The organism is Herpetosiphon sp. (assembly GCF_003512625.1).
Taxonomy (GTDB): Bacteria; Chloroflexota; Chloroflexia; order Chloroflexales; family Herpetosiphonaceae; genus Herpetosiphon; species Herpetosiphon aurantiacus.
This window is the reverse complement of sequence record NZ_DOPT01000071.1, coordinates 24,833-48,753: the sequence shown is the minus strand read 5'-3', so window position 1 is coordinate 48,753 and position 23,921 is coordinate 24,833. Positions and strand designations below refer to the sequence as shown.

At 52.3% G+C, this 23,921-nt stretch carries 19 protein-coding genes and 1 pseudogene; 17 read left to right on the top strand and 3 right to left on the bottom strand.

The window, feature by feature from the left end; genetic code table 11:
* Positions 1–117: 117 nt before the first annotated feature.
* The 4 genes from DEF47_RS15810 to DEF47_RS15795 all read left to right on the top strand — a co-directional run bounded on the left by DEF47_RS15810 (position 118) and on the right by DEF47_RS15795 (position 4,108).
* Positions 118–2,121, top strand: a complete 2,004-nt coding sequence (locus DEF47_RS15810) for a PAS domain S-box protein (RefSeq protein WP_012191059.1) — start codon at positions 118–120, stop codon at positions 2,119–2,121.
* Positions 2,122–2,234: 113 nt separating this feature from the next.
* Complete coding sequence (locus tag DEF47_RS15805) at positions 2,235–2,687, top strand: hypothetical protein (protein WP_287045225.1); 453 nt, start codon at positions 2,235–2,237, stop codon at positions 2,685–2,687.
* Between the two features lie 2 nt (positions 2,688–2,689).
* Positions 2,690–3,664, top strand: a complete 975-nt coding sequence (locus DEF47_RS15800) for a phosphotransferase (protein ID WP_012191057.1) — start codon at positions 2,690–2,692, stop codon at positions 3,662–3,664.
* 3 nt (positions 3,665–3,667) lie between these two features.
* Positions 3,668–4,108: a DUF1801 domain-containing protein gene (locus DEF47_RS15795; RefSeq protein WP_012191056.1), complete on the top strand. Its 441-nt coding sequence runs from the start codon at positions 3,668–3,670 to the stop codon at positions 4,106–4,108.
* A 261-nt stretch (positions 4,109–4,369) separates the two neighbouring features.
* Here DEF47_RS15795 and DEF47_RS15790 read toward each other — a convergent pair whose 3' ends face one another.
* The 3 genes from DEF47_RS15790 to DEF47_RS15780 form a co-directional block, all read right to left on the bottom strand.
* Positions 4,370–5,236 carry an intradiol ring-cleavage dioxygenase gene (locus DEF47_RS15790; protein ID WP_012191055.1) on the bottom strand — a complete coding sequence of 289 codons (867 nt, stop codon included), beginning with the start codon at positions 5,234–5,236 and terminating at the stop codon, positions 4,370–4,372.
* A 97-nt stretch (positions 5,237–5,333) separates the two neighbouring features.
* Positions 5,334–5,714: a DUF2231 domain-containing protein gene (locus tag DEF47_RS15785; RefSeq protein WP_012191054.1), complete on the bottom strand. Its 381-nt coding sequence runs from the start codon at positions 5,712–5,714 to the stop codon at positions 5,334–5,336.
* 2 nt (positions 5,715–5,716) lie between these two features.
* The gene (locus DEF47_RS15780) at positions 5,717–8,785 is read right to left on the bottom strand and encodes a GAF domain-containing protein (protein WP_012191053.1); all 3,069 of its coding nucleotides are present in this window, start codon (positions 8,783–8,785) and stop codon (positions 5,717–5,719) included.
* 300 nt (positions 8,786–9,085) lie between these two features.
* Between DEF47_RS15780 and mraZ the strand changes: the two genes are divergently transcribed.
* The 13 genes and pseudogenes from mraZ to DEF47_RS15715 all read left to right on the top strand — a co-directional run bounded on the left by mraZ (position 9,086) and on the right by DEF47_RS15715 (position 23,919).
* Complete coding sequence (mraZ, locus tag DEF47_RS15775) at positions 9,086–9,517, top strand: division/cell wall cluster transcriptional repressor MraZ (RefSeq protein WP_012191052.1); 432 nt, start codon at positions 9,086–9,088, stop codon at positions 9,515–9,517.
* An 8-nt stretch (positions 9,518–9,525) separates the two neighbouring features.
* Positions 9,526–10,539 (top strand): 16S rRNA (cytosine(1402)-N(4))-methyltransferase RsmH, encoded by a 1,014-nt coding sequence (rsmH, locus tag DEF47_RS15770; protein ID WP_012191051.1) that lies wholly within the window; start codon positions 9,526–9,528, stop codon positions 10,537–10,539.
* A 28-nt stretch (positions 10,540–10,567) separates the two neighbouring features.
* Positions 10,568–10,939, top strand: coding sequence for a cell division protein FtsL (locus tag DEF47_RS15765; protein WP_012191050.1), 372 nt, complete (start codon positions 10,568–10,570; stop codon positions 10,937–10,939).
* A gap of 36 nt (positions 10,940–10,975) precedes the next feature.
* Positions 10,976–12,802, top strand: coding sequence for a peptidoglycan D,D-transpeptidase FtsI family protein (locus DEF47_RS15760; RefSeq protein WP_012191049.1), 1,827 nt, complete (start codon positions 10,976–10,978; stop codon positions 12,800–12,802).
* A gap of 44 nt (positions 12,803–12,846) precedes the next feature.
* Positions 12,847–14,316: a UDP-N-acetylmuramoyl-tripeptide--D-alanyl-D-alanine ligase gene (locus tag DEF47_RS15755; RefSeq protein WP_012191048.1), complete on the top strand. Its 1,470-nt coding sequence runs from the start codon at positions 12,847–12,849 to the stop codon at positions 14,314–14,316.
* Positions 14,317–14,333: 17 nt separating this feature from the next.
* Entirely contained in the window at positions 14,334–15,464 is a 1,131-nt protein-coding gene (gene mraY, locus DEF47_RS15750) for a phospho-N-acetylmuramoyl-pentapeptide-transferase (protein ID WP_353845074.1), read from the top strand.
* A gap of 71 nt (positions 15,465–15,535) precedes the next feature.
* A complete protein-coding gene (gene murD, locus DEF47_RS15745) occupies positions 15,536–16,834 on the top strand; it encodes a UDP-N-acetylmuramoyl-L-alanine--D-glutamate ligase (RefSeq protein WP_012191046.1) in 1,299 nt (432 codons plus the stop codon).
* A 153-nt stretch (positions 16,835–16,987) separates the two neighbouring features.
* Positions 16,988–17,848, top strand: a complete 861-nt coding sequence (locus DEF47_RS15740; RefSeq protein ID WP_012191045.1) for a rhomboid family intramembrane serine protease — start codon at positions 16,988–16,990, stop codon at positions 17,846–17,848.
* Positions 17,849–17,863: 15 nt separating this feature from the next.
* A pseudogene (gene ftsW, locus DEF47_RS15735) lies at positions 17,864–18,946 on the top strand (putative lipid II flippase FtsW); the annotation flags it as partial.
* 43 nt (positions 18,947–18,989) lie between these two features.
* Positions 18,990–20,348: a UDP-N-acetylglucosamine--N-acetylmuramyl-(pentapeptide) pyrophosphoryl-undecaprenol N-acetylglucosamine transferase gene (locus tag DEF47_RS15730; protein ID WP_502697254.1), complete on the top strand. Its 1,359-nt coding sequence runs from the start codon at positions 18,990–18,992 to the stop codon at positions 20,346–20,348.
* Positions 20,349–20,353: 5 nt separating this feature from the next.
* Positions 20,354–20,986: a hypothetical protein gene (locus DEF47_RS15725; RefSeq protein ID WP_012191042.1), complete on the top strand. Its 633-nt coding sequence runs from the start codon at positions 20,354–20,356 to the stop codon at positions 20,984–20,986.
* Positions 20,987–21,302: 316 nt separating this feature from the next.
* Positions 21,303–22,634, top strand: coding sequence for a UDP-N-acetylmuramate--L-alanine ligase (murC, locus tag DEF47_RS15720; protein ID WP_012191041.1), 1,332 nt, complete (start codon positions 21,303–21,305; stop codon positions 22,632–22,634).
* A gap of 4 nt (positions 22,635–22,638) precedes the next feature.
* Positions 22,639–23,919 (top strand): tetratricopeptide repeat protein, encoded by a 1,281-nt coding sequence (locus DEF47_RS15715; protein ID WP_012191040.1) that lies wholly within the window; start codon positions 22,639–22,641, stop codon positions 23,917–23,919.
* Positions 23,920–23,921: the final 2 nt, after the last annotated feature.

Sequence of the window (23,921 nt, the reverse complement as noted above, 5' to 3'; positions counted from 1 at the left end):
TGCCTTTTGCCCTTTGCCTTTTGAGGTTCTCACTATTCCCTCGCCTAAACGTCTATGGTAAAATTAAGCTACTTCCGCGTTTGCGCCCATCGCCAAAGGATTTTTAGGAGTGCAGCTATGGCCCAAGACCCGCCTTCATCTGTCGATTTAGCTGCTCGGCTGGCTCAGCTTGAACGTGAAAATCGTATTTTACAGGCCATGCTCGACACGGTGCCTGATGCGATTGTGTTTAAAAATGCTGATCTCACGATTGAGTATGCCAATCGCGCTTTTCGCGAATGGTTTGGCTTGCCGCTTGAGCAGTTTCATGTAGCCGATGATCGTTCGGGCGATGATGCCTATGCCTCAGAATATCAAAGCCACGATCGCCAAGTCTTACGTAGTGGCCTTGGTAGCGAGTTTGAGGAGCGCTCAAATGCGCCCGATGGCTCGTTGATTACCACCCGTAGCATCAAACAACCAGTGCGTGATGCTAACCAAGTCATTGGCTTGGTGGCAGTGTTGCGCGATGTAACCAGTGCGGCCCAAGCTTCGCGCTCACTGACGGAAACCCAAGCCCGACTTTCGCGGATTATCTCGAATGTGCCTGGCATGGTTTTTCAGTTTGTGCTGCATCCCGATGGCACAAGCGAGTTTCCCTATGTGAGCGAGGGCATTCGCCAAGCCTTTGGCATCGAGCCAGAACGCCTGACTTCGGAGCGCGATGCTCTCTATAACTGGGTGCATCCCGAAGATCAGCCAGAATTTATCCGTTCGTTTGTTGAATCGGGCCAGTTGCTCGAACCTTGGCAATGGGAAGGCCGTGTGGTCTACGATGGTGTTGTGCGCTGGGTACGCGGTGCTTCGCGGCCAACTCGCACCGAGGCTGGTGATATTTTGTGGGATGGCGTGTTGATGGATATTACCTTGCAACGCGAAAATGAAGCTGCGTTGCGCCGTCTGCAAAATCGTTTGCAACAGTTTCTTGATGCGACTCCCGTTGGTTTGTATGTGGTCGAGCCTGATGGCAAGCCCTATTATGCCAATGCCAAAGCCCAAGAGTTGCTCGGCCAACATGTGATGCTGCCAGTCAGCCAGCAAACCGAGACCTATCGCACCTACAAAATTGGCAGTGAAACGCTCTATCCGCGCGAAGAATTGCCAACCCAACGCGCCCTCAAGGGCGAAATGGTGCACCTTGATGATCTTGAATTTCGCTATGCCGATAAGCCTGCAACTGCAATTGAGGTTTATGCCCGCCCGATTTACGACCCCAATGATCAAATTGAATATGCCATCGCCACCTTTTTCGATATTACCGAGCGCCGCCAAATTGCCCAAGAATTGTTTGATTGGCGGCAACGCTTCGATCTGATCATGTCAACCGTCGAGTTGGTGATGTACGATTACGATGTGACCAACAATAAAATTGAATGGAGCGATTCGGTCACCAAGATTTTGGGCTATCCCAAGGCCGAATTTAGCCTGAGCCTTGATGCATGGGCTGCTGGTTTACACCCCGACGATGCCCCCGAAGCCTTGCGCTTGCTCGAAATTGCCCAAGAAAATTGCAGTACCTATGCGGTTGAATATCGCTTTTTACATCATTCTGGTCATTGGCTCTGGCTCTTAGATCGTGGGTTCTTTATTCCAAACAACGATGGTGTGGCAATTCGCATGTTGGGCTTGGTGCAAGATATTACTGAACGCAAACAAGCTGAAGTGATGCGCGAACAAATGCAGGGCCAAATTATCGAAGCTCAAGCTGCCGCGCTCCGCGAACTTTCCACGCCATTAATCCCAATCAACGATCGCACGGTGATTATGCCACTGATTGGCTCGATTGATTCAGCACGCGCGACCCAAATTGTCGAATCGCTGCTGCAAGGTGTGAGCCAAATGAACGCTGGCGTGGTGATTCTCGACTTAACTGGGGTTCCAGTCGTCGATACCCAAGTTGCTAGTGCTTTGTTGCAGGCGGCGCGGGCCGTGCGTTTGCTGGGCGCTGAGGTGGTATTAACCGGAATTCGCCCAGAAATTGCTCAAACCTTGGTTAGCTTGGGCATTAGTTTGGGCGATGTTGTGACCTTGAGCAATTTACAAAGCGGGATCGAACGCGCCTTGAATCGCCGTTTATCCTAAGCGAGGGGGTTTGTATCAACCCTGAAACTGAAATTTGGGCAACGGAATTAGCGGCGGCGATCGCCCATACCATTCAAGCGCATACATTTCAAGCACGAACACCGCAAAATCAAGTGCGTTTGTGGGATGGTCGCACGCCATATGCCATGCACCCAATTTGGTGTGCCATGACGATTTTGGCCGAACCCTTGTTGCCTGAAACTACTCGTCGGGTGGGATCGATTGTGCTGCTCTGGCACGATTTACTTGAAGATACCAATGCCGATTTGCTGGAGAACACTCCCGAACAAGTGCGTCAGCTCGTTCAAGAAATGACTTTCGATGATTTTGATCATGAAATGCGTGATCTGTGGCAGCGCAGCGATTTGACCAAATTGTTTAAGCTTTACGACAAAACCTCGCAATTCTTCGATGCAATTTGGCTGCGCGATGCTCGTTATGCTCAATTACTCCAGCATACTCAGCAATTAATCAGTTTTGTGCGCGAAACCTATGGCGAATTGAACATTGTCAAGGTAGCCCAGGCATTGGCTGTGCCCCGTGTTACTGCTGCACAATCAGGTTAGTTATGGATCAACGCTTGCGCGAAGTGCTCGAATATTTGGCCAAGCAATCGTTGGTCGAGCCAACCCGTTGGCAGCATTGGCAGTTAACTCCAATTGCTGGTGGCGCGAACAATCGGGTCTATCGGGCGCAATCCACCAATGCCGATTATGCAATTAAGTGGACGATTCGTGATGAGCGTCGCCGCGCATGGCGTGAATATCAATCACTCCAGATAGTAGCTGAGTTTAATCATTTGCTGGCTCCGCAGGCAGTTTGGCTTGATGAAGCCAATTTTGCCCAGCCAGTTGTCGTGCAAACATGGCTCGATTTTCCAGCGTTGACGAGCATTCCCCAGGATTCGGCTCAATGGCAAGGCTTAATTGCTCACTACTGGGCGCTTCGCCAAATAACCCAAACGTCAGCCACATTTGAACTCCCCAAAGCAACCCTCAATATGACCAGTGTTGCTGATGGCAAGGCTTTGATCGAACAACATTGCGCCAAAATTCCGACTGATCAATTGCCGATTACGCTCGAAAATCTATTAATCTGGCTAGAAACTTGGGCTGTACCCGAGTTGCCTAGCCCGCCAATGAGTTTGTGTCGGGTTGATAGCAATTGGCGTAATTTTTTGGTAACACCCACAGGTTTTGTCTCAGTCGATTGGGAAAATGCAGGCTGGGGCGATCCAAACTTTGATATTGTTGATCTGATGACCCATCCGGCCTATGCTGAGGTGCCGACTGAGCATTGGTCGTGGTTTGTGCAGGCCTATTGTGGCTTTGGCGACGACCCACGGGCTGTCCAGCGAATTGAGATTTATCGCACGTTGATGCTGATTTGGTGGGTTGTGCGTTGGCAGCGATACCTGTATGAAGTGCCACGTGGCTTGGATGAACGGTTGGTACAACGCCCGCCAGCTTGGTTGATTACGGCTCAAGCCAATTATCAACGCTATTTAAATTTAGCCCAACAGGCTATCAATCAATGGAGGTGATCGATGCAAAGCAAAGCTACGACTGTCGAGCAATATCTGGCAGAGTTGGCTCCTGAGCGCTACAGTGTGATCGAGCCAGTGCGCCAATTGATCTTGCAGCATTTGCCCGAGGGCTATGTTGAAACCTGCAATTGGGGTATGCTGAGCTATGAAATACCCTTGGAGCGCTTTCCCAATACCTACAATCGCCAACCGTTGAGCTATATCGCTTTGGCTGCCCAGAAAAATTATAATTCGTTATATTTAATGCCTGTTGCTTACGATGAACCCTATGCGGCGTGGTTGCAGCAGCAATTTAGCCAAGCAGGCAAAAAATTCGATATGGGCAAATCGTGTTTGCGCTTTCGTAAACTCGAAGATTTGCTGCCCGATGTGATCGCCCAAGTCATTCAGCGCTATTCGGTTGATGACTATATTGGCTATTATCGGGCGATGCGAGGGTAAGTTGAGGGATTAGGGCGCAGAGAGTTGAGGCTAGGAAGTAGGGTCAGGGGCCAGAAAGAAATTATGAATTTAACGCAGAGGCGCAGAGCAACCATGGCTATTGGCTATTGGTGTAACGGTTCATTTAGTTGGCAATGAATGGTATGCCCTCACCCCCGACCCCTCTCCCACGGCGGCGGGCGAGGGGAGTGCCACGCTTCATGATGCAATAATTCCCCCTCGCTCGCTTGGCGGGAGAGGGGGCTAGGGGGTGAGGGAACGCTAGCGTGGCGGCGCTTGCATTTGCTCAAACCGATCAGCTTGGCCAGTTTCAGCGTCGCTCAAATCGAGCGCGATTGGAAAGCCAGCGGTGTAGCCATCGTTGGTTTTGGTTAAGCTAAGCAGCATTTGCTCGCCACCATTGGCGTAGTGCATATCGTTTTCGTTGGTGGTGTCGCGTTGGCTCCCAGCTTTGTAGGGTGCATTCGCCAAAATTTCATTGGTCAAGGCGGTATCGAAATAAAATTGCGAGGTAAATTCATAGGCTTCGTTGGTGTTGCTGGTGGTGCGAATTTTGACATGAATATGCACGGTGCGCCCTTGATACCAGCCTGGGAAAATCGTGGTAAAGCTGGCATCGCCATTAGAATCGGTTATTTGGTAGCCGCGCAAAAACTTTAAGCCCTCAGTTTGAAAGCCTGCATCAGTCACCCCCGAATAAATTCCTTCTGCATCGCATTGCCAAATATCGACCATCGCCCCTGCCAAGGCCGTACAAGCGCTGCTGCTAATTTGTGAAACGTTGATATTGAGGGTCAGCGGCACGCCCGCCCGTAGCGAATTATCCGATGGCTCGCTGCGAATATCCGAGCGATTGAGTTGCTCATCGACAAAATATGGCCCAACTGTCATCTCTGGTTTGACCACACACGATGGCAAACTGGCAATGCTGGTTGCGGCAGTCGTTGCAGTTGGTATGGCGGTTGCGGCACTTGTACCAGTTGTGGCGGTGGCTGCTGGTGCGGTGGTCGCAGTTGAGTTTTGGCTCCCACAGGCGGCCAACATCATGCCTGCGCCAACCGCTGAAAAAAGCTTGAGCGCCTCGCGGCGGCTTAAAATTCGGCCTACTGGAATATCATCATTATCCATCGTTGCTGCTCCTTCGTCGCTAAGAACTTTCCGCTTTGCAAGAGCTATTCTCGTGGGTGGCGATGAAGGATCGATGAAGATTCAACGCTGAAAATGTTTAGATTCGCTCGCTCAATTGGCCTCCAAGCCAACCTGCTAGCACGATTAGCCCAATTCCCAGCAGATGACGGCGCTTTTGGGCGGCGGCAGGCAATGGCTTGCCTAACACTAAACGCCAATAAACCGCCACCAAGCTAAGGCTAACCACTGCGTGGCTATTGATCCAAGTCAATTGCTGGCGAATCTGATCGAAGGCTAGGGCGGCGGCTAAAATACCCGTCATTACTGCCAGCAAGCTGCTCCACCAGCCGATTTTCAAGCACCAACGAGCGGTAATCGCCAGCTCGTGGTGCGGGCGGCGTTCGTTCCAGAGGGTCAAAATTGAGCTAACCAGCAAGAGTGCAATGGGAAAATGGACTGCTTGGGGATGCAAACTCATGCTTAGTTCTCCATATTATTGGCTAGTTTGGCGCGATTATTCAGCAAAAAACCGATGGTTTCGCCCAACACCTGCGATTCAAATGGCTTGGGCAGCACTGCATCAAACACATGGCGGCGAGTATCAAGATCGGGCGCATTCCAAACCGTCAACAGCATGGCCACCAACAGCGGGTCGCGGGTTTTCAGCAGTTCGGTCAAATCCCAAGCATTGATGTCGGTCAGGCCGCTATCGGCAATCAAGGCATCAAAATCACGGGCATAGGCCAAATCGAGCGCCAAGGTGCCGCTATCGGCGCAAACCACCGTGTGCCCTAAACTTTCGAGCAAGCCCGCCAACGCCGATTGGACCCGCGTATCGCTCTCGACCACCAGAATTGTGCCCCGTTGCAAGGCTTGTGCTCCCCCAACTTGCAAGGGGTCGTTGGAGCTTTCGGGGCGCGGAATTGGGAACACCAGCGAAATCGTGCTGCCAGTACCTACTTCGCTTTGCACTGCGACCCGCCCGCCATGATGCTGCACCACAATCGCATGGGTCATCGAAAGCCCTAGGCCTGTGCCATGCTCCCCTTTGGTGCTGAAAAATGGCTCCCACATGCGAATTTGGGTTTCTTCATCCATGCCAATGCCTGTGTCGCTGACTTCCATAATCACATCAGCCTCAACTTGCTCGGTGCGGATCGTCAAAATTCCGCCTTTGGGCATGGCATCGGTCGCATTCAGTACAACGTTGGTTAGCACTTCGCGCAAGGCAAAAGGTGAACCATAAATTAATGGAATTTGGCCTTTTTCAATGCGGGTTTGAATCATGGTGCTGGCAGGGCGGCTCCGCCAACGTGGGCGAATCAGCTTAATCACATCATTAATAATTGTATTCAAATCGACCATTTCATGATCTTCGGGCTGCTGAGCACGGGTAAATTGCTGAATCCGCTCGACCATATGCCGACCATCACGCGCTGCTTGTTCGATCACCGCCAAGCCTTCGCGTTGCTCCTCGGGCGCTTCGATCAGCAATAATTGGGTGTGCCCCAAAATTCCCGCAATCAAATTGTTGAAATCATGGGCGATCCCGCTCGATAATTCACCCAAAGCCCGCAAGCGCTCGGTTTGCAGCAACACATCTTGGGCTTCTTGTTTGGCGCGGTAGGCTTGCTCAAGCTCCTGGTACAGTTGCGCATTGGAAATTGCCAAGGCCATGTGTCGCGCCAAAATTTGCAACAACTGTTGGTGTGCTGGTGGAAAGGCATCAGGATCAAAGCTGGAAAGCACCAACACACCCAGCCAGCGATCATCGCGGCGCAATGGAACCAACAGTGCTACCGCCAAGCCAATTTGGCGCAACTCCGCTGCGCGACTAACTGGCGATGAATTCATAATCATGCGATAGGGCGGCGCATCGATCGGCCCAAAATCCTGCCAAATTTCCTGTGAAAGCACCAAGGTTTTATCAAGCAGGTCAACTTCGGCACGGCCAGTTTTCATCAGTACGCTGAAAAAGCGGGTTTGCTCGGTTGCCAAGGCCACACAAGCCCAATCGTAGGGCACGACCCGTTCGATTTGCTGGGCGATTCGATGGCAAACCACTTCAAGGTTGAGGGTTGCGTTGAGTGTGGCGGTAATATTCGAAACCGCATTCAGTTGCTCGGTTTGTTGCTGGAGCGTGGTAATCAAATCGCGTTGTTCGAGGGCGATCGCTGCTTGCGAACAAATTGCTTCAGCAAAATTGATATTGCTGCGGCCAAAATAGCGCTCAGGTCGTTGATCAAACAGCGCCATCAAGCCCAAGGTGCCGTTGCGTCCAACCAATGGGATGAGTAAGGCCGATACTAAGCCAGTTTCGAGCCAAAATGCGCTGGTGTTGGTGGCTGCATTACGATCGTTGTGATGGTAGGCGCTGGCCGAGGTTTGGGTCATCTGTTTCAAATCGGGAAAATACGTTAATAGCGCGGTGGCGATCACATCAATTGAGCAATCTTTGGGCATTTGCCAGGCTAGCGGCTTAAGGCTTTGGCTGTGGGCATCATATTGAAACATAATTCCAACGTTGGTTTGGAGCGCTTCACAGACCGTTTGCACCAATTGATCAAGCAAATCTTCTTTTTGCGCTTGGTTGAAAATCCGATTGACATGGCTCAGCATGGCGAGGCGTTGCTTTTCGGCGCGTTGAATATCAATTAATAAACCGCCGATCATGCTAATTAAGTAGTACACGCCTAATTCAAAAACAATGCTAGCAAAGGCTACACGGTCGTTGCCCATCGTGCCAACGCGGCGCATGCGGCTGGTTTCATCGAGGAAAAATGAGAGTGCGATTAACATACTGCCTGTGGCCGAGAGCAATGCGCCATCAAACCCATGGCGGGCAGTAAAGGCCACGATTGGCAAGAGAAACAACACATTTAAAAATTGCACAGGAATATAGGCAACCCGATCGATACCCCAGCCGATCAGGCCGACGATGGTCAGCATAAAGATCAATTGCAATACGTCGCTACGGGTGATGGTGCTGCGATGAATGCTGCGTTGCAAAGCGGCGGGCGTGCCAAACCAGCCACGGGTTGAGAGCCATGGCGTGCCTAAACGCAGCATTGGCAAGGTGATGATCAACGAACCCAAACTATTGGTGAGCCACATCAATGCTGTGGTTACCACCAACGAATGTTCCTCGATCCAGCCGACTTGCCAGCCGACAATGCTCATACAAAATGCGCTAATCGCCGTGTTGAACAACACCCCACTGGCCAAAAAACCATTCAGGGCCGATTCGCGCGACATATCGTAGGGATACCGATACAGAATAAAAATGAGGGCTGGCAAGCCGCCTTGAGCCAACCAACCACCAACCAACAGTGCTAGCCACCCAACCTGATTAATGCCCGCAAACCATGCGATGAGCGCCATGCTGATGGCACTGCCAACAGCCCATGGTGTGCGCCACCACATAATGCCTGCTTGCACAACCCCTAAGGCTAAAATCCAAGGCATCGGCAGATTGGCTAGCCAACCCAATCCAAACAAGAGCGCGGTTATGGTCGCACTGCAAAAACTCAGCAAGAGCGGCCTTGTCATGGTGAGCCTCGTCTCAGGAAGATGCTCTCTCATTCTATAGCGATGAGCATGCTAGCGTCAAGCGCAAAATTGGCATTTAACTTGATGCTTTGGGCCTATTTTAGCGCAGATTTGAACAGCCTTCGTCAAGCCTTTTGAGCTGAATTCTGTTAGCGATTTGTCATGTTGGGCCATGGCCTGCGGTTGAAAAAACCTAATCCATGGCCTATAATGGCGATCGAAGTGGGGCAAAGTGGGGGAATGTGGGGAATTCTGTAGGCGAACATCTGAGCGAAAAAACCTTGACAGTGGGAGCATGCCATGTTTTTGGGCGAATATGAACATACGGTTGATGAAAAAGGCCGCTTGGCGATTCCAGCAAAATTTCGGGCTGGTTTGGCCGAGGGTCTGGTGTTGACCCGTGGTTTCGACCAAAATTTGCTGCTCTACCCCATGCCAGTTTGGCGTGAATTGGCTGCTCGGATTAACGCGCTGCCAATTACTCAGCCTTCGGCTCGCAATTTGCGCCGTTTGATGTTTGCTGGCGCTAGCGATTTGGGCCTCGATAAACAGGGCCGAATCGTGTTGCCCCCCAACTTACGCCAGTATGCCACAATTACCAACCAAGCGGTGGTTACGGGCATGGATAGTTTTATTGAAATTTGGTCGGCTGAGCGCTGGCAAACGGTGCTCGATAGTTTTGCCGATGAAGCGCCTGCCTTGGCTGAGCATGTCTCCGCCTTTGGGATTTAGGCTGTTTGATGGTGAGTATGCATATTCCAGTTTTATATGATGCCGCACTGGCAGCCTTGAATTTACGCCCAGATGGGCGCTATATCGATGGCACGCTTGGTTGGGCGGGCCATAGCAGCGGTATCTTGGAAGGCAGCGGCCCCACAGGCCGATTACTCGCGATCGATCAAGACCCCATGGCCTTGGCGGCAGCGCGTGAACGACTTGCCCCCTATGGCGAGCGTGCGACGATTGTCCATGGCAATTATCGCCAAATGGCTAGCCTCGCCGCCCAACACGGCTGGCAGCAAGTCGATGGTATTCTACTCGATATTGGGGTTTCCTCGCCGCAACTCGATTTACCCGAACGCGGTTTTTCGTTTCAGTATGATGCGCCGTTGGATATGCGCATGAATCCGACGCGCGGCGAAAGTGCTGCCGATTTGATTGCTCAGCTTGATGAAACCAGTTTGGCTAATTTGATTTATGAATATGGTGAGGAACGCCTTTCGCGGCGGATTGCGCGGCGGATTGTTGAGCAACGCAGCAAAAGCCCAATTACCAGCACTGCTCAATTGGCTAGTTTGGTCAAAAGTGCTGTGGGTGGTCAGGCTGGCAAAACCCATCCCGCTACCCGAACGTTTCAAGCCTTGCGGATTGCGGTCAACGATGAGTTGGGGGCGTTGCGCGAAGGCTTGGCAGCGGCCACCAATTTATTAGCCCCAGGTGGGCGTTTGGCCGTGATCACCTTCCATTCTTTAGAGGATCGGATTGTCAAAGAATGGATGCGCGATCAAGCTAGTGAATGTTTGATTCCAGCCAAGCTTGAAATTTTGGCCTGCCCGCATAATTGTGCTGCCAACACTGGCCCACGCTCGTGTATCTACCCGGTTGGCCGTGATTGCGATTATGTGCCAACGCTTGAGGTGCTGAGCCGCAAGCCAATTGAGGCCACACCCGAAGAATTGAAAGCCAACCCGCGGGCGCGTTCAGCTAAATTGCGGGTTGCCGAACGACGATTAACCAAGACGCTTGCGTCTTAACCATAGCTCAACTGTCGGAGGATGCTTGATGGCGGTTCAATCTCAATCAATAGGTGGCCTGAGTGCCATCCGTAATCGCAGCACCAGCCAATCAACCCGTCAACGTCGCGCTAGCGTGCTGATCGCCTTGGCGGTGGTGGTGGCCTTAATGTGTATGCTCTATTTGGCGCAAACTGGGCGAATTGCCGCGCTGGGTTTTCGGCTCGAACAACTCGAAGTGCAGCAGACGAAATTAGAGCGCGAGAATAACCAGTTGCTCTATGAGATTGAACAATCGCAATCGCTTGAGGTTGTGCGTCAGCGGGCAACTGCCTTGGGCTTCAAGCCAATTGACGCAAGCCAAGCCGAATATCTGATTATCGAACTACCACACCATCGTTGGACGGCTCAGGCTCGTTAGCGCCCGTTCCAGCCTTTGCTGCTTGGAGGAACTTGCATGGCCTCACGTACCGCTCCAACTCCTCAAAACCCACCATTGCTCTCACGCTGGCGGATCAACGCAATTTTGCTGATCTGTGTGGTGTTTGCTTTAGCCAATGCCCATAAATTATTTGAAGTGCAAATTCAACGCCATGATCAGCTTTCGGGTTTGGCGCAGAGTGAGTTTCGCCAAAATCGCACAATTCAGCCTGCCCGTGGCATCATTCGCGATAGCACTGGCAGTGTGTTGGCAATGAATGTCGATCGCGATACGCTCGGCGTTGCTCCGCCTTATATCGATGATGACCCGACCGACCCGAATGAATCGGATCGTTTGGCCTTGTTGCTTTCGCCGTTGATTGGCAAAGCCCCTAGCGAAATCAAGCAACTGCTGCTGACCAAAAATCGCGAATATGTGGTCTTGGCGCGGCGCTTAACCCCTGAGGTCAGCGAGCAAATTCGGGCGCTCAAAAATACCGCGCTAACGCTTAATCCAGAGCCAGTGCGGGTGTACCCTAAAGGCACATTTGCGGCGAATGTGGTTGGGGTTGCCAATTACGAAAATGTTGGGATTAGCGGGGTTGAGGGCTATAACAATTCGTTGTTAGCTGGGGTCGCTGGCTCTTTAGAAGCCGAAATCGATTCGGCCTCGAACTCGATTTGGATCGAGCCGCCAACCGTGCAAGAGCCACGCGATGGCGCTGACATCACTTTGACGATTGATCCAACTGCCCAACATATTGCCGAAGAAGAATTGCAAAATGCCTTAGTCAACCATGGCGCAAGTGGCGGCTCAATCACCGTGATGGATTCCAAAACTGGCGCGATTTTGGCCATGGCAACTTCCACCAAGTTTGATCCCAATCGTTATACCGAATATCAACCAGAAATTTACAACAAAAACTCGGTGATTACCGATCAATACGAACCTGGCTCAACCTTCAAACCGATTAATTTGGCAATTGGATTACAAGCCAAAGCCTTTACGGTCAATAGTGTGGTTGATGACCCTGGGTTTATTGCCCGTGCGCCTGGCTGCTGCGCCAACTTTGATTCCAATGGCCATTCGCCGATGACTCCCGAAAATGTGATTTTGTATTCATCGAATGTGGGAGCCTTGCAATATGCCGAAATGGCGGGCGATCAAGCCTTCTATCAAGGCTTGCATGATTTTGGCTATGGCGAGCCAACTGGAATTGAGTTGGGTGGCGAAGAGGCTGGGATTGTGCAATGGCCTGAATCAACCGCTGATTGGCGGCCAATCGTGCTTTCAACCAATGGCTACGGCCAAGGGATTGCCGTCACGCCGCTGCAACATGTGCGGGCGATGTCGGCGCTTGCCAATGGTGGCAACTTGATGCAGCCCTACATAATTCAAGAATGGTGTGAGCGCGGCGAGTGTCACAAGGTTGAGCCAAAAGTGTTGCGCAAAGTCATCGATGCTGATGTTGCGATGGATGTGGCCAAAATGATGGTGCGAGCGGCCAACAATAACTATGCGTTTCAAGAAAAGATGTGGTGGACGGCATGTAATGGCTATTACGATCGCCAAGGCAATGGCGGTGTGCCCTTGGTGCCTGGCTACAATATTGCGGCTAAAACTGGTACAAGCTCAATTCCCGATGGCCGTGGTGGCTACGAAAATGCCACGATTGGCTCAGTGATGGGCTTTGGGCCGATTGAAGATGCGCGTTTTACGGTATTGGTCAAGCTTGATCGTACCCAGGATATTTGGGGCACATCGGCGATTCCAGTCTATGCTGCCGTGTTCAAACGCTTGCTGACCCATTATCAAATTCCGCCCAACCCTGATTTGGTGCATGAATGCCAAAAAGCCCAATAAGCAATGAATTAGCGCCATGCAACCCATGGCTTTGAGATAGGCCTATGCTAACCTTACAAACGGTCGTTGATGGGGTGAAAATTGCCAGCGAACCACGCCTGCAATTGCCCGCAGCCCTCGCCAATTTGCCAATTCGCAGTGCCTGCATCGATTCGCGTGAAGCCAGCGTTGATGGTTTGTTTGTGGCCTTACAGGGCGAACGGGTCGATGGCCACGATTTTATTGCGGCAGCGGCGGCACGCGGCGTTCGGGCGGCTTTAGTCCAACGCGGGCGTTTGGCTGATCCCAGCCAGCTTGGTTTGGATCGACCGTTTGTGCTGCTCGACCCTGATCAAGGCCAGATTGCCAATGAAGCGCCAGCCAATGCCTTTTTTCTGATTAGTGTTGATCAGACCTTGACTGCGATGCATCGGTTGGCGACGCGCTATCGTCAACAGCAGGATTTGGTAGTGGTGGGGATTACGGGTAGCGTTGGTAAAACCTCGACCAAAGAGGTGCTAGCGGCCATGCTTGCACCAACCATGCGCACCCACAAAAGCCCACGCTCCTACAACAGCGAAAATACTTTGCCCTTGGTGGTGTTAGGAATTGAACCAGAACATCAGATTGCAGTGCTCGAAATGGGCATCTACAACAAAGGCGATCTGGCTTTGCTAACAACGATTGCCCAGCCCCAAATTGGCATCGTGACCAACGTTGGCGCATCGCATTTGGAGCGTATGCACACGATCGAGAATGTGGCCGAGGCCAAAAGCGAATTGGTGCAAGCCTTGCCCGCCGATGGTTGGGCGATTCTGAATTACGATGATCAGCGGGTGCGGGCGATGCAACAGGTGACCAAAGCCCAAGTTTTTACCTATGGGCTTGACCCTGAAGCCGATTTGTGGGCCGATAACATCGAAAGCCGTGGCCTCGATGGCATTGGCTTTGATGCCCATTATCGTGGCGAACAATGGCATATCAAATTGCCCTTGATTGGCTTGCACAGCGTGCACACGGCTTTGGCGGCGGCAGCAGTCGGGATTGTGTTAGGGCTTTCATGGGATTCGCTGATTCAAGGGTTGCGCAGCAGCGCCCAATTGCGCTTGCTCTCATATCCAGCAGTTGGCGGCGCAACCCTGATTGACGATACCTACAATGCCTCGCCTGTTTCCTGCATTGCGGCGCTGAATTTATTGGCTGAACTACAAGGCCGCCGCATCGCTGTATTTGGCGATATGGCCGAGCTTGGCCCGCACGATGAATCGGGTCATCGTTTGGTCGGGGTGCGAGCCGCCGATGTGGTTGATCAATTATATGTAGTAGGCGAAAAAGCGCGTTGGATTGGCGAAGAAGCCATTGAAGTAGGCCTGCCTGCTGAACAAGTGCATGTGCTGCCTGATAAAGCTGCGCTGATTGCGGCGTTGCAATCGACGCTCCAAGCGAATGATTACGTCCTTGTCAAAGGATCGCGTGCTGCTGCCATGGAAGCTGTTGCAAATGCCTTGCAAGTTAGGCCGGAGGCTACGGCGTGAATAACGAACAGGTCGTGATCGAGATTCAGCGAGCGCTGGTGCTCAAACTGGCTGAGGCGTTGTTGTTGGCCGGAGCGGCCTTTATTTTGACTTTAGTGCTTGGTCGCTGGTGGATTCGCTGGCTCAAGGCTCATAACATTGGCAAAGCGATTCGGGTTGATGGCCCGCAAAGCCACATGATCAAAATTGGCACCCCAACTATGGGCGGCGTGATGATCATCGCCTCGGTTGTGATCATCACGGTGATTTTCAATTTGGTTGGACGTTGGTCGATGCTGTTGCCCTTGGCGGCGCTGGTTGGCTATGGCATTCTTGGCGCGTTCGATGATTATCTTTCGTTGACCAAAGTGCGCTCGAAAACCTTTGGCCTGACCGAACGCTTCAAAATGGTTTGGCTGGTGATGATCGCCTTTTTTGCCTCACTGGCCTTATATCTGCCCACACCATTTGGCTTGGATAATGGCGGTGAGGTGGTCGTGCCGTTTGTCGGCGTGATCGATATTGGCTATTGGTACATTCCGATTGCGACCTTTTTGATTGTGGCGATGGCCAACGCGGTGAATTTTTCCGATGGCATGGATGGCTTGGCAGGCTGGACTTCAGCGATTGCCTTTGCCGCTTTTGGCGTGATTGCCTTTGTCTATCGCTTCGATTATTTGGTGACCTACTCGTTTACGGTTTCGGGCGCGTGTGTGGCCTTTTTGTGGTTCAATGCCCATCCGGCTCAAGTATTTATGGGCGATACTGGCTCGTTGGCCTTGGGCGCGACCTTGGCGATTGTGGCGCTAATTTCCAAAGCGTGGTTGTTGCTGCCAATCGTCGGGATTATTTATGTGCTCGAAGCTGCCTCGGTGGTGATTCAGCGCTACTACTTCAAATATACCCGCATCACTACTGGCACTGGCAAACGGGTTTTCAAAATGACCCCAATTCACCATCACTTCGAGCTAGCAGGTTGGTCGGAGATGCAAGTGGTCCAGCGTTTTGTGATGATTGGGATTATTGCCGCGATGATCGGCATTTCGCTGGCGCTGAATCCAGCCTTGCCCCAACAAACCAGTTCCAATCAGCCGACAGCGCCCAATAATCCTTTTACCACGACCGATGATCCGTTGCCGACGGCCTATCCAACGCCGATCGGCAATTAACGGGCGTTCGTAAGGTTGCTGGTAGAGTTAGCTTGATTCAATAGCAAAGTGCTTAGCAAGTAAGGCAATGCATGCTCGATTTACGCAATAAACGTATAACGGTGATGGGCTTAGGTGTTCATGGTGGCGGTTTAGGGGTCACGCGCTTTTTGCTTGAGCAAGGAGCCCATGTGATTGTGACCGATCTCCGTAGCGCCGAGATTTTGCAGCCCTCGCTTGAGGCTTTGGCAGGCTTACCAGTTGAATTTGTGCTGGGTGAGCATCGTGATCAAGATTTTGAGCGGGTCGATATGGTGATTCGCAACCCAGGTGTGCCGCGTGAATCGCGTTATTTGCAATTGGCTCGCGCTGCTGGTGTGGCGATTGAAATGGAGATGACGCTGTTCTTTCGGCTTTGCCCTGCGCCAATTATTGGCATCACCGGAACCAAGGGCAAAACCACCACCACTACCCTGACTGGGGCGATGTTGCGCGAGGTTTATCCTGATACGGTGGTTGCGGGCAATTTGCGGGTTTCGGCTTTGGAACAATTGCCACGGATTACTGCCAAAACGCCAGTGGTGCTTGAGCTATCGTCGTGGCAATTGGAAGGCTTGGGCGAGGCCGGATTAAGCCCTGAGTATGCCTGTGTCACCAATTTGTCACCTGACCATCTCGACCGTTATGGCTCGATGGCCGATTATGGATTAGCCAAGCAACAAATTTTTCTGTATCAAAGCCCTGATGATGTGGTAGTGCTGCCTAAGCATGATCTGATTGTCAATACGTGGGCCAATGACGCTCCAGGCCGAGTGATTTGGTTTGATGGCAACGAAGGCTGGCCGATGGGTCAGTTGCAAGGCCAACATAATGCTTTGAATATTGCAGCGGCGGCGGCTTTGGCTCAAGCCTATGGCGTGCCCGATGCCGCAATTCGCAAGGCCATTGAGCATTTTGCTGGGGTTGAGCATCGTATGGAGTTGGTACGCGAGATCAACGGCGTGCGTTTGATCAACGATACGGCTGCTACCACTCCAACGGCTGCTGCTGCTGCGCTCAATTCGATGACCAGCCCAGTAATTTTGATTGCTGGTGGGGCTGATAAAAAACTGGCGTGGACACCATTGGTTGAAGCGATTCAACAATCGGCCCAATTGAAACGGCTGATTATCTTGGATGGCACGGGTTCGCCAGCCCTGAGTGCGGCGCTTGGTACTGAGCAAGAGCGCTATCAATCGTTTGAGCAAGCGATTCGCGCCGCCTTTGCCGAGGCTGAAGCTGGCGATACCGTGTTGCTCTCGCCTGGCGCTGCCAGTTTTGGCATGTTTCGCAATGAATTTCATCGCGGCGAAGAATTTCGCCGAATTGTTGGCCTACTGACGGAAGCTTAAAAATTATTTAGGAATATTGGGCTATAGCGCAATTGCTGGAAACCAGCCACGATAGTGAAGGTTCTGCGATTGAAGGTTATTGCCAAAAGCCTAAGTTCTTGTTTCGTCGCTATTGAGCTTGATTGCTGCAATTGGCTCAGAAATTGGCAACCCATGCAAGATCCCTATTCAGGCTATCAACCTGAGCGTGTTGAATATTCGCCCAGCCAACCTGTGATGGTGCAACTGCCCAATGCACCAGTACGGGCTACTTGGGTGTTTATGGCGATCAACGTCGTTATGTTTGTGATCTGTATTCTTCAGGGCATGAGTGTGATGGGCAATACCGAAGGCGATGCCTTTGTCTTGATCGAACTTGGAGCCAAGTGGTCGCCTTTGATGGATATCGGCGGCGAATGGTGGCGCTTATTCACGGCGACCGTGCTGCACGGCGGGATTGTGCATATTGGCTTTAATATGTATGCCCTGTATGCGCTTGGCCCAACCGTTGAGCGCTTCTATGGTAGCCTGCGGTTTAGCGTGATCTACCTGATTGCGGGGATTGGCGGGGCTTGGGCTTCGTATAGTTTTGGCAGTTTGACTGGCCCTTCAATTGGCGCATCGGGGGCAATCTTCGGCCTGATTGGCTGCTTGATTGGCTTTTTCCTTTCGGCTCGCAGTGTCTTGGGTGATTTTGCTCGCCAAAACTTGCGCCAAATGGTCGGTACAGCCGCGATTAACTTGATCATTGGCTTATCGTTTTCGTCGGTGATCGACAATTATGCTCACATTGGCGGGATGCTGATGGGCTTGGCGGTGGGCTATGGTTTGGCTCCACGCTTAGTCTATATTGCCGATTGGTTTAAGCCGCGGATTGAGGCTAAAGCACCATCAGCATTGCTCTGGCTGAGCGTGGTTGGCGCGATTGGCTTTATTCTGGTTGCGACGTGGTTTGTGCATAACCAACGCATGAACGATGCTACAAGCGTTGCGCTCTTAGAAGAACTTTATCAAGCTTGGTTAAATGCCCGTTAGACGGTTGGAGGTCGCATGAACGATCGAGTTCCGCGAAAACCTGATGGAATGTTGCTAGCCCTGGTGGGCGGCTTGGTTGCGTTTGGGCTAGTGATGGTCTATAGCTCATCGTTCTATGTGGCCTATGCTGAATATGGCTCATCGGTCTATTGGGTGTTGCGCCAAACCATGTGGGCAATTGCCGGCGTTGGCGCAATGATTGCGACCATGCGCTTTGATTATCGTAAATTGCGGCGTTTTTCATTGCCCTTAATGCTTATTACGCTCTTTTTGCTGCTATTAGTCTTGCTGTTGCCCGAACATATTACCAAGGTCAATGGTGCTAGTCGCTGGATTAATATTGGCCCAGTTGGCATGCAGCCCAGCGAAATTGCTAAATTTGCGGCAATTATTTATTTTGCCGACTGGCTCTCGCGGCGTGGCTCGAAGATTCGCCAATTTGTTACGGGGCTGTTGCCGTTTGGGATTATGCTGGGGCTATTGGCGGGCTTGGTGCTGTTGCAACCAAATATGAGTACCACGATTGTAATTGTGGTGATCAGCGCAGCGATTTTGTTTACCTCAGGTGCAAGTTTGACCCACTTGGGCATCGCCGCCAGTATGACCACGGTGGTTGGTTGGCTGGCAATTCAGTCAGCAGGTTATCGGGCCTTGCGGGTGTTGGTTTGGCAAGATCCCTTCAGCTATCCGCGTGATGGTGGCTATCAACCAATTCATGCTTTGTATGCACTTGGCTCAGGCAGCTGGACGGGCGTTGGTTTAGGCCAAAGCCGCCAGAAATTCTTCTGGTTGCCGTTTGCCCATACCGATGCGATTTACGCCGTGATTGGCGAAGAATTAGGCATTATCGGGGCTGGCTTGGTGTTGGCAGCGTTTGTCGTGTTAGCAGTGCGCGGCTTCCGCATCGCCTCGCGAACACTTGATCCATTTGGAGCCTTGATTGCCGTGGGCGTGACCACGTGGTTGGTGGTGCAAGCGCTGATCAATATCGCCGTGGTGACTACCGTGATCCCATTTACTGGAATTACCCTGCCATTTATTTCGTATGGTGGTTCATCGTTGATGATGACCATGATTGCGGCGGGCTTGCTGCTGAGTGTAACCCGTTATGCGCCGTTGAAACGGGCTGAGGAACGAACCAATGAACTCTCCATCCCCACAATTGGCCAACTCCGACCGCGAGTGGTCGCCGCTGCTGATGCTGTGCGGCGGTGGCACGGGCGGCCACGTGTATCCGGCTTTGGCGGTGGCCAGCGCCCTGAAGAAAATCACCGATCCGGCAGCTTTGCCGTCGGCAACTCCCTCGGCGGAACGTGGCGCAAACCCGCCGACGAATCCAAGCGACTTATCGCTTGGCGCAAGCCCAAACAGCGCAAAAACTTGGTCAGCCAGCCAATCAACGGCAGCACTGCCCGCGAACGCATCGAGCAACGTCGGCGCAATAAACGCCAACGTTAAGCCGCAACTGCGCTATATCGGCTCGGTTGATGGCATGGAAGGCGATTTGGTTCAGCGCGAAAGCACAATTCCGTTTGTTGGCCTGCCGGCTGCGGCCATGCGCGGGCGCAACCCATTGCAAATGGTGAAAAATGCTGGGGTTTTGATCAAAGGAGTGCTTGCTGCCCGCAGCTTGTTGCGACGCGAACGGCCTGCGGCAATTTTGGGCACTGGTGGCTATGTGTGTGTGCCGTTATTTGTGGCAGCGGCGCTTGAGCGTGTGCCAACCTTGCTGTATTTGCCTGATATTGTGCCAGGCTGGGCTGGGCGGGTGCTGGCCCGTTTAGCTACGCGCATTGCCGTAACCTTTGATGACTCCAAGCGCTACTTGCCTGCGCATAAGGTGGTTGAAACTGGCTATCCGGTGCGTGGTGAGCTGTTTAATCAAAATAAAGCCCTCTGTCGAGCCATATTTGGCCTGAATGATCGATTGCCAGTGCTGTTGGTGTATGGTGGCAGTCGCGGGGCACGATCGATTAATCAGGCGGTTGCCGCGCTCTTAAGCGATCTGTTAGAATTAGCGCAGGTCGTGCATGTTTGCGGACGGAATGGTGATGAAGCATGGCTGCGTGAGGCTCAAGCCAAACTCAGCCCTGAGCTAGCCAGCCGTTATCATCTTTACCCATATCTGCATGCGGATGCTGAACGCTCGATGAGCACAGCGTTTGGCGCAGCAGATTTTGCGTTAAGTCGGGCTGGCGCATCGACGATGGCCGAGCTTCCTGCCGCAGGCATTGGATCGATTTTGGTGCCTTTGACCATGGTGAAGCAAGAATACAACGCTGCTGCCCTAGCCGACCGCGGCGCAGCAATTAGCATTCCTGATGAAGCAATGCTAGGCTCTGGAGAGCCAACCCAAGGCCGTTTGTGGCGCGAACTCTCAGCAGTGCTGAGCAACCCTTTGCGCTTACAAACGATGGCGCAACGCAGTGCCAGCCTTGCCCAACCAGATGCAGGGGCGCGGCTTGCCAGCGAATGGCTGGCGCTTGCCCGAGGAGGCTAAAGCGTATGTCGTTTCGACTGATCCTCTTGCAACAAGCGATCCAGTTTAGCTTTTTGCAGCTTTTGATGCTTGTGATTTTTCCAATCGCAGGCTTCTTTGGCTGGCGACGCGGCTGGAAGGAAGAGGCGATCACCACGGTCGGGCTGATTTTCTCGTTGGTTCTGTTCGCAAACCCTACGGTTGCTGAAAACATGGCAGGGCTGTTGAATCGAATTGTCAATGCCTTTGCGGTGTTTATTAATGCGCTTTTTGGCAGCGAGAGCGGTGAACGTTCGCCCTTTATCGATAGCGAGAATTTCGAGAATTTTCGAGCAATTTCGTTTATTATCGGGGTGATTCTTTCGTATGTGATTGGCTCGGCAATTGGCAGCCGCGAGGAGACCAGTCGTGGTGGGCAGGTAATTGGGGTTGGCGTAGGCGTGCTCAATTCGTATATTGTGCTTTCACGCTTACTCGATTTTTGGATTGCCTTTGACAAAGATGGCGCGAATTTGCCCTTTGATGAGGGCGTGGGCATCACCGTCTCGTCAATCTCGCAAGACAATGCTTTGAAAGACAATTTGCCGACGATCTTTGCTTTGCTCTTTTTGGTCGTCTTGGTTGTGACCTTCTTCCGCTTGCCCAAAATGCGGGAGTAAGCTAAAGAGCATAGAGCAAAGAACATAGAACATAGCTGTAATGTTCATAGCCTTAACAATAATCATCAGTCCCTCTCCCACAGCGGCGGGTGAGGGGAGCACTGCTAGAGCGATTCCCCCTCGCCTCGCGTGCGGGAGAGGGGGCTAGGGGGTGAGGGACGCGATTCATTGTCAACTCGATGAACCATGACCCATCGAACATAGATTGTTTCAATGGCTGCTCGATGTTCGATGTTCTGAAAATCCTTGGGGACGCTGGGAATCGTCGATCTCAGCGTTTCTGCTGTTTTTATCTGGCTTTTTTAAGGAGTCACTGGTGCATACGCACATTGTTGGAATTGGTGGTTCAGGCATGAGTTCGATTGCGACGCTGCTGCTGGAGCGTGGCGATCAGGTTTCTGGCTGCGATCGGGCGGCCAATGCGGCTACAACCCGCTTGGCTGACCATGGTGTTTCAGTCGAAATTGGCCATAGCGCGAGCCATGTGCAGGGGATTGATCGGCTGTTGGTGACTTCGGCCTTGCCACTTGACCACATTGAGATTGTGGCGGCTCACCAAGCGGCGATTCCGGTGCTGACCCGCCATGATTTATGGCGTGAATGGAGCGCTGAACGCCCAACCCTTGCGGTTACTGGAACGCATGGCAAAACCACCACTACCGCAATGTTAGCGGTTATTTTTAAGCATTGTGGCTATACGCCTGGCTTTTTGATTGGAGCCGAAGTGCCAGCCTTAGGCGCGAGTGCCGCTTGGGGTCAAGGGCCATTGGTGCTCGAAGCCGATGAGTATGCCCGCACGTTTTTGGCCCTGAGTCCAGCAATTGGCATTATCACCAATCTCGATTGGGATCATGTGGATATTTATCCCAGCCAAGCTGAGTATGATGCAGCTTTTCGTGAGTTTGCCATCAAGCCGAGCCTACAACATTTGGTGTTGTGCGGCGATGATCTGGGCACGCAACGGGTGCTTGCTGATGTGCCAGCGATTCGTTGTGGTTTGACTGAACATAACGATTGGCGAGCAACGGCGGTTCAAGCTACGCCCGATGGCATGCTGTTTGAACTCATCAGCCCTGCTGCTGAGCCAATGACGGTGCAATTAGCGGTTTCTGGTGAACATAATGTGCGAAATGCTTTGTTGGCCTTAGCCGCTGCCCATTCCTATGGCATTGATTTAGCGGTAGCGGTGGCAGCGATTGCCCACTATCAAGGGGCAGCGCGACGCTTCGAGCCAAAAGGTCAAGTTGGTGCTGTACGCGTATTCGACGATTATGCACATCATCCGGTGGAAATTCGTGCGACCTTGGCGGCAGCTCGCAAGCGCTTTCCAGCGCAACGAATTGTGGCCTATTTTCAGCCACATACCTTTAGCCGCTTGGAAGCGTTTCTAGCTGATTTTCAAACTGCTTTTGAGCAGGCGGATCTGGTGCGAATTGGCGCGGTGTATGGGGCACGCGAAACCAGCAAGGGCGACCCAACCGCTCAAATCGTGGCTGGCATGCAACATCCCAATGCCTTGGCAGTCGGCGATTTAGACCAAGCGTTTGAGCAATTGCTGCGCGATGTGCAGGCTGGCGATGTGGTGCTGACCTTGGGAGCTGGCGATGGGGTTGTGGTTGGCGAGCGGTTGGTGGCGGCGCTGAGGTGATTCGATGATTGCTGATGCTGCCTATCGCCAATTTCATCGTGATGCGGCAGAGCGCTTGCGTCAACTCTACGCTGAACAGACAGGGCGGCCTGAAGGTTTGGATGGAATTATGGCATGGCATTTAGCATTGGCCTGTGAATGGCCCGCCGCAATTACGGCTGCGCTTGATCAAGCAGAAACGGTGATTGCTCAACATAATATTGCTGATGCGCGAGTTTGGTGTGAACGGGCCTTGGAATATCTGAACCGTTTGGCCGAGGAGCAACGCGCTAATTTTGCGATTCGGGCCTACAGCTTGGCTTGGACGGTGCTGGATTGGGCGGGCAATCACGATGATGCCTTGTTTTACGCTCAGCAATTGTTGACCTTAGCCCGCGCCGCGCAATCGGTGCAAATTGAGGGTGGTTCGTTGGTGGCCTTGGGGCGTTCGCAACGAGCAATCCGCGATTATAGCAGCGCCGAGCAAACATTAAAACGGGCGCTCGATTTGGCTCGAACTACCAACAATGTGCCGCTTGAGGCCGAAGCTTTGTTGCATCTTGGTAAAACTGAGCAACTCCAAGGCCACCATACCGCAGCAATTCACCTCTATAACGCCGCACAAGCACGCGGAGCGGTGATTGACGATCGGCTAACAATCGCTAAAATTATCACAAGCATTGGTGATGTGTATCGGTTGATTGGTTCCGGCCAACAAGCAGCCGATTACTACTCACGCGCCTTAGAAATCGAGGAACATCTGCCTGGCACGTTGGGCGTGGCGATTGTTCATGAAAAATTGGCGCTTTCGTATCTCGAATTAAACGATTTGGATCAAGCGCTGCGTTGCCAAGCTGAAAGCCTGATGCTGCGCGAAAAATTAAACGATGCGGTTGGCACCGCCCGCGCCTACACCGTGCTTGGGGTGATTCACCATGCCCGCGGCGATTATCAAACGGCGATTGAGTCGTTGCTCAAAGCCTTGCAATATGAGGATCGGCGCACGCCTGGAGTTGGCCAGATTATGCTGCACAATCGCTTGGGCGATGCCTATCGGGCGCAAGCTGATTATGGCTCGGCCAGCACCAACTACAATATTGCCCTGACTAATGCCCAACAATTGGGCGATACAGTCGGGATTGCCTTGGCCAGCGAGCGTTTGGGCGATTTGGCCTATGAGTGGAATGATCGCCATGATGCGGCCAAGCATTGGCATACGGCCTTTTTATTGCGCCAAGGTCTTGGCCATTACGATGAACAAAAACGCTTGCGTGAACGCTTGCGAACTATAGGAATACAGGTTTAAGC

Coding starts and splice junctions, on each gene's coding strand:
- DEF47_RS15810 (WP_012191059.1), top strand. CDS start 118: ATGGCCCAAGACCCGCCTTCATCTGTCGATTTAGCTGCTCGGCTGGCT.
- DEF47_RS15800 (WP_012191057.1), top strand. CDS start 2,690: ATGGATCAACGCTTGCGCGAAGTGCTCGAATATTTGGCCAAGCAATCG.
- DEF47_RS15795 (WP_012191056.1), top strand. CDS start 3,668: ATGCAAAGCAAAGCTACGACTGTCGAGCAATATCTGGCAGAGTTGGCT.
- DEF47_RS15790 (WP_012191055.1), bottom strand. CDS start 5,236: ATGGATAATGATGATATTCCAGTAGGCCGAATTTTAAGCCGCCGCGAG.
- DEF47_RS15785 (WP_012191054.1), bottom strand. CDS start 5,714: ATGAGTTTGCATCCCCAAGCAGTCCATTTTCCCATTGCACTCTTGCTG.
- DEF47_RS15780 (WP_012191053.1), bottom strand. CDS start 8,785: ATGACAAGGCCGCTCTTGCTGAGTTTTTGCAGTGCGACCATAACCGCG.
- mraZ (WP_012191052.1), top strand. CDS start 9,086: ATGTTTTTGGGCGAATATGAACATACGGTTGATGAAAAAGGCCGCTTG.
- rsmH (WP_012191051.1), top strand. CDS start 9,526: ATGGTGAGTATGCATATTCCAGTTTTATATGATGCCGCACTGGCAGCC.
- DEF47_RS15765 (WP_012191050.1), top strand. CDS start 10,568: ATGGCGGTTCAATCTCAATCAATAGGTGGCCTGAGTGCCATCCGTAAT.
- DEF47_RS15760 (WP_012191049.1), top strand. CDS start 10,976: ATGGCCTCACGTACCGCTCCAACTCCTCAAAACCCACCATTGCTCTCA.
- DEF47_RS15755 (WP_012191048.1), top strand. CDS start 12,847: ATGCTAACCTTACAAACGGTCGTTGATGGGGTGAAAATTGCCAGCGAA.
- murD (WP_012191046.1), top strand. CDS start 15,536: ATGCTCGATTTACGCAATAAACGTATAACGGTGATGGGCTTAGGTGTT.
- DEF47_RS15740 (WP_012191045.1), top strand. CDS start 16,988: ATGCAAGATCCCTATTCAGGCTATCAACCTGAGCGTGTTGAATATTCG.
- DEF47_RS15730 (WP_502697254.1), top strand. CDS start 18,990: ATGAACTCTCCATCCCCACAATTGGCCAACTCCGACCGCGAGTGGTCG.
- DEF47_RS15725 (WP_012191042.1), top strand. CDS start 20,354: ATGTCGTTTCGACTGATCCTCTTGCAACAAGCGATCCAGTTTAGCTTT.
- DEF47_RS15715 (WP_012191040.1), top strand. CDS start 22,639: ATGATTGCTGATGCTGCCTATCGCCAATTTCATCGTGATGCGGCAGAG.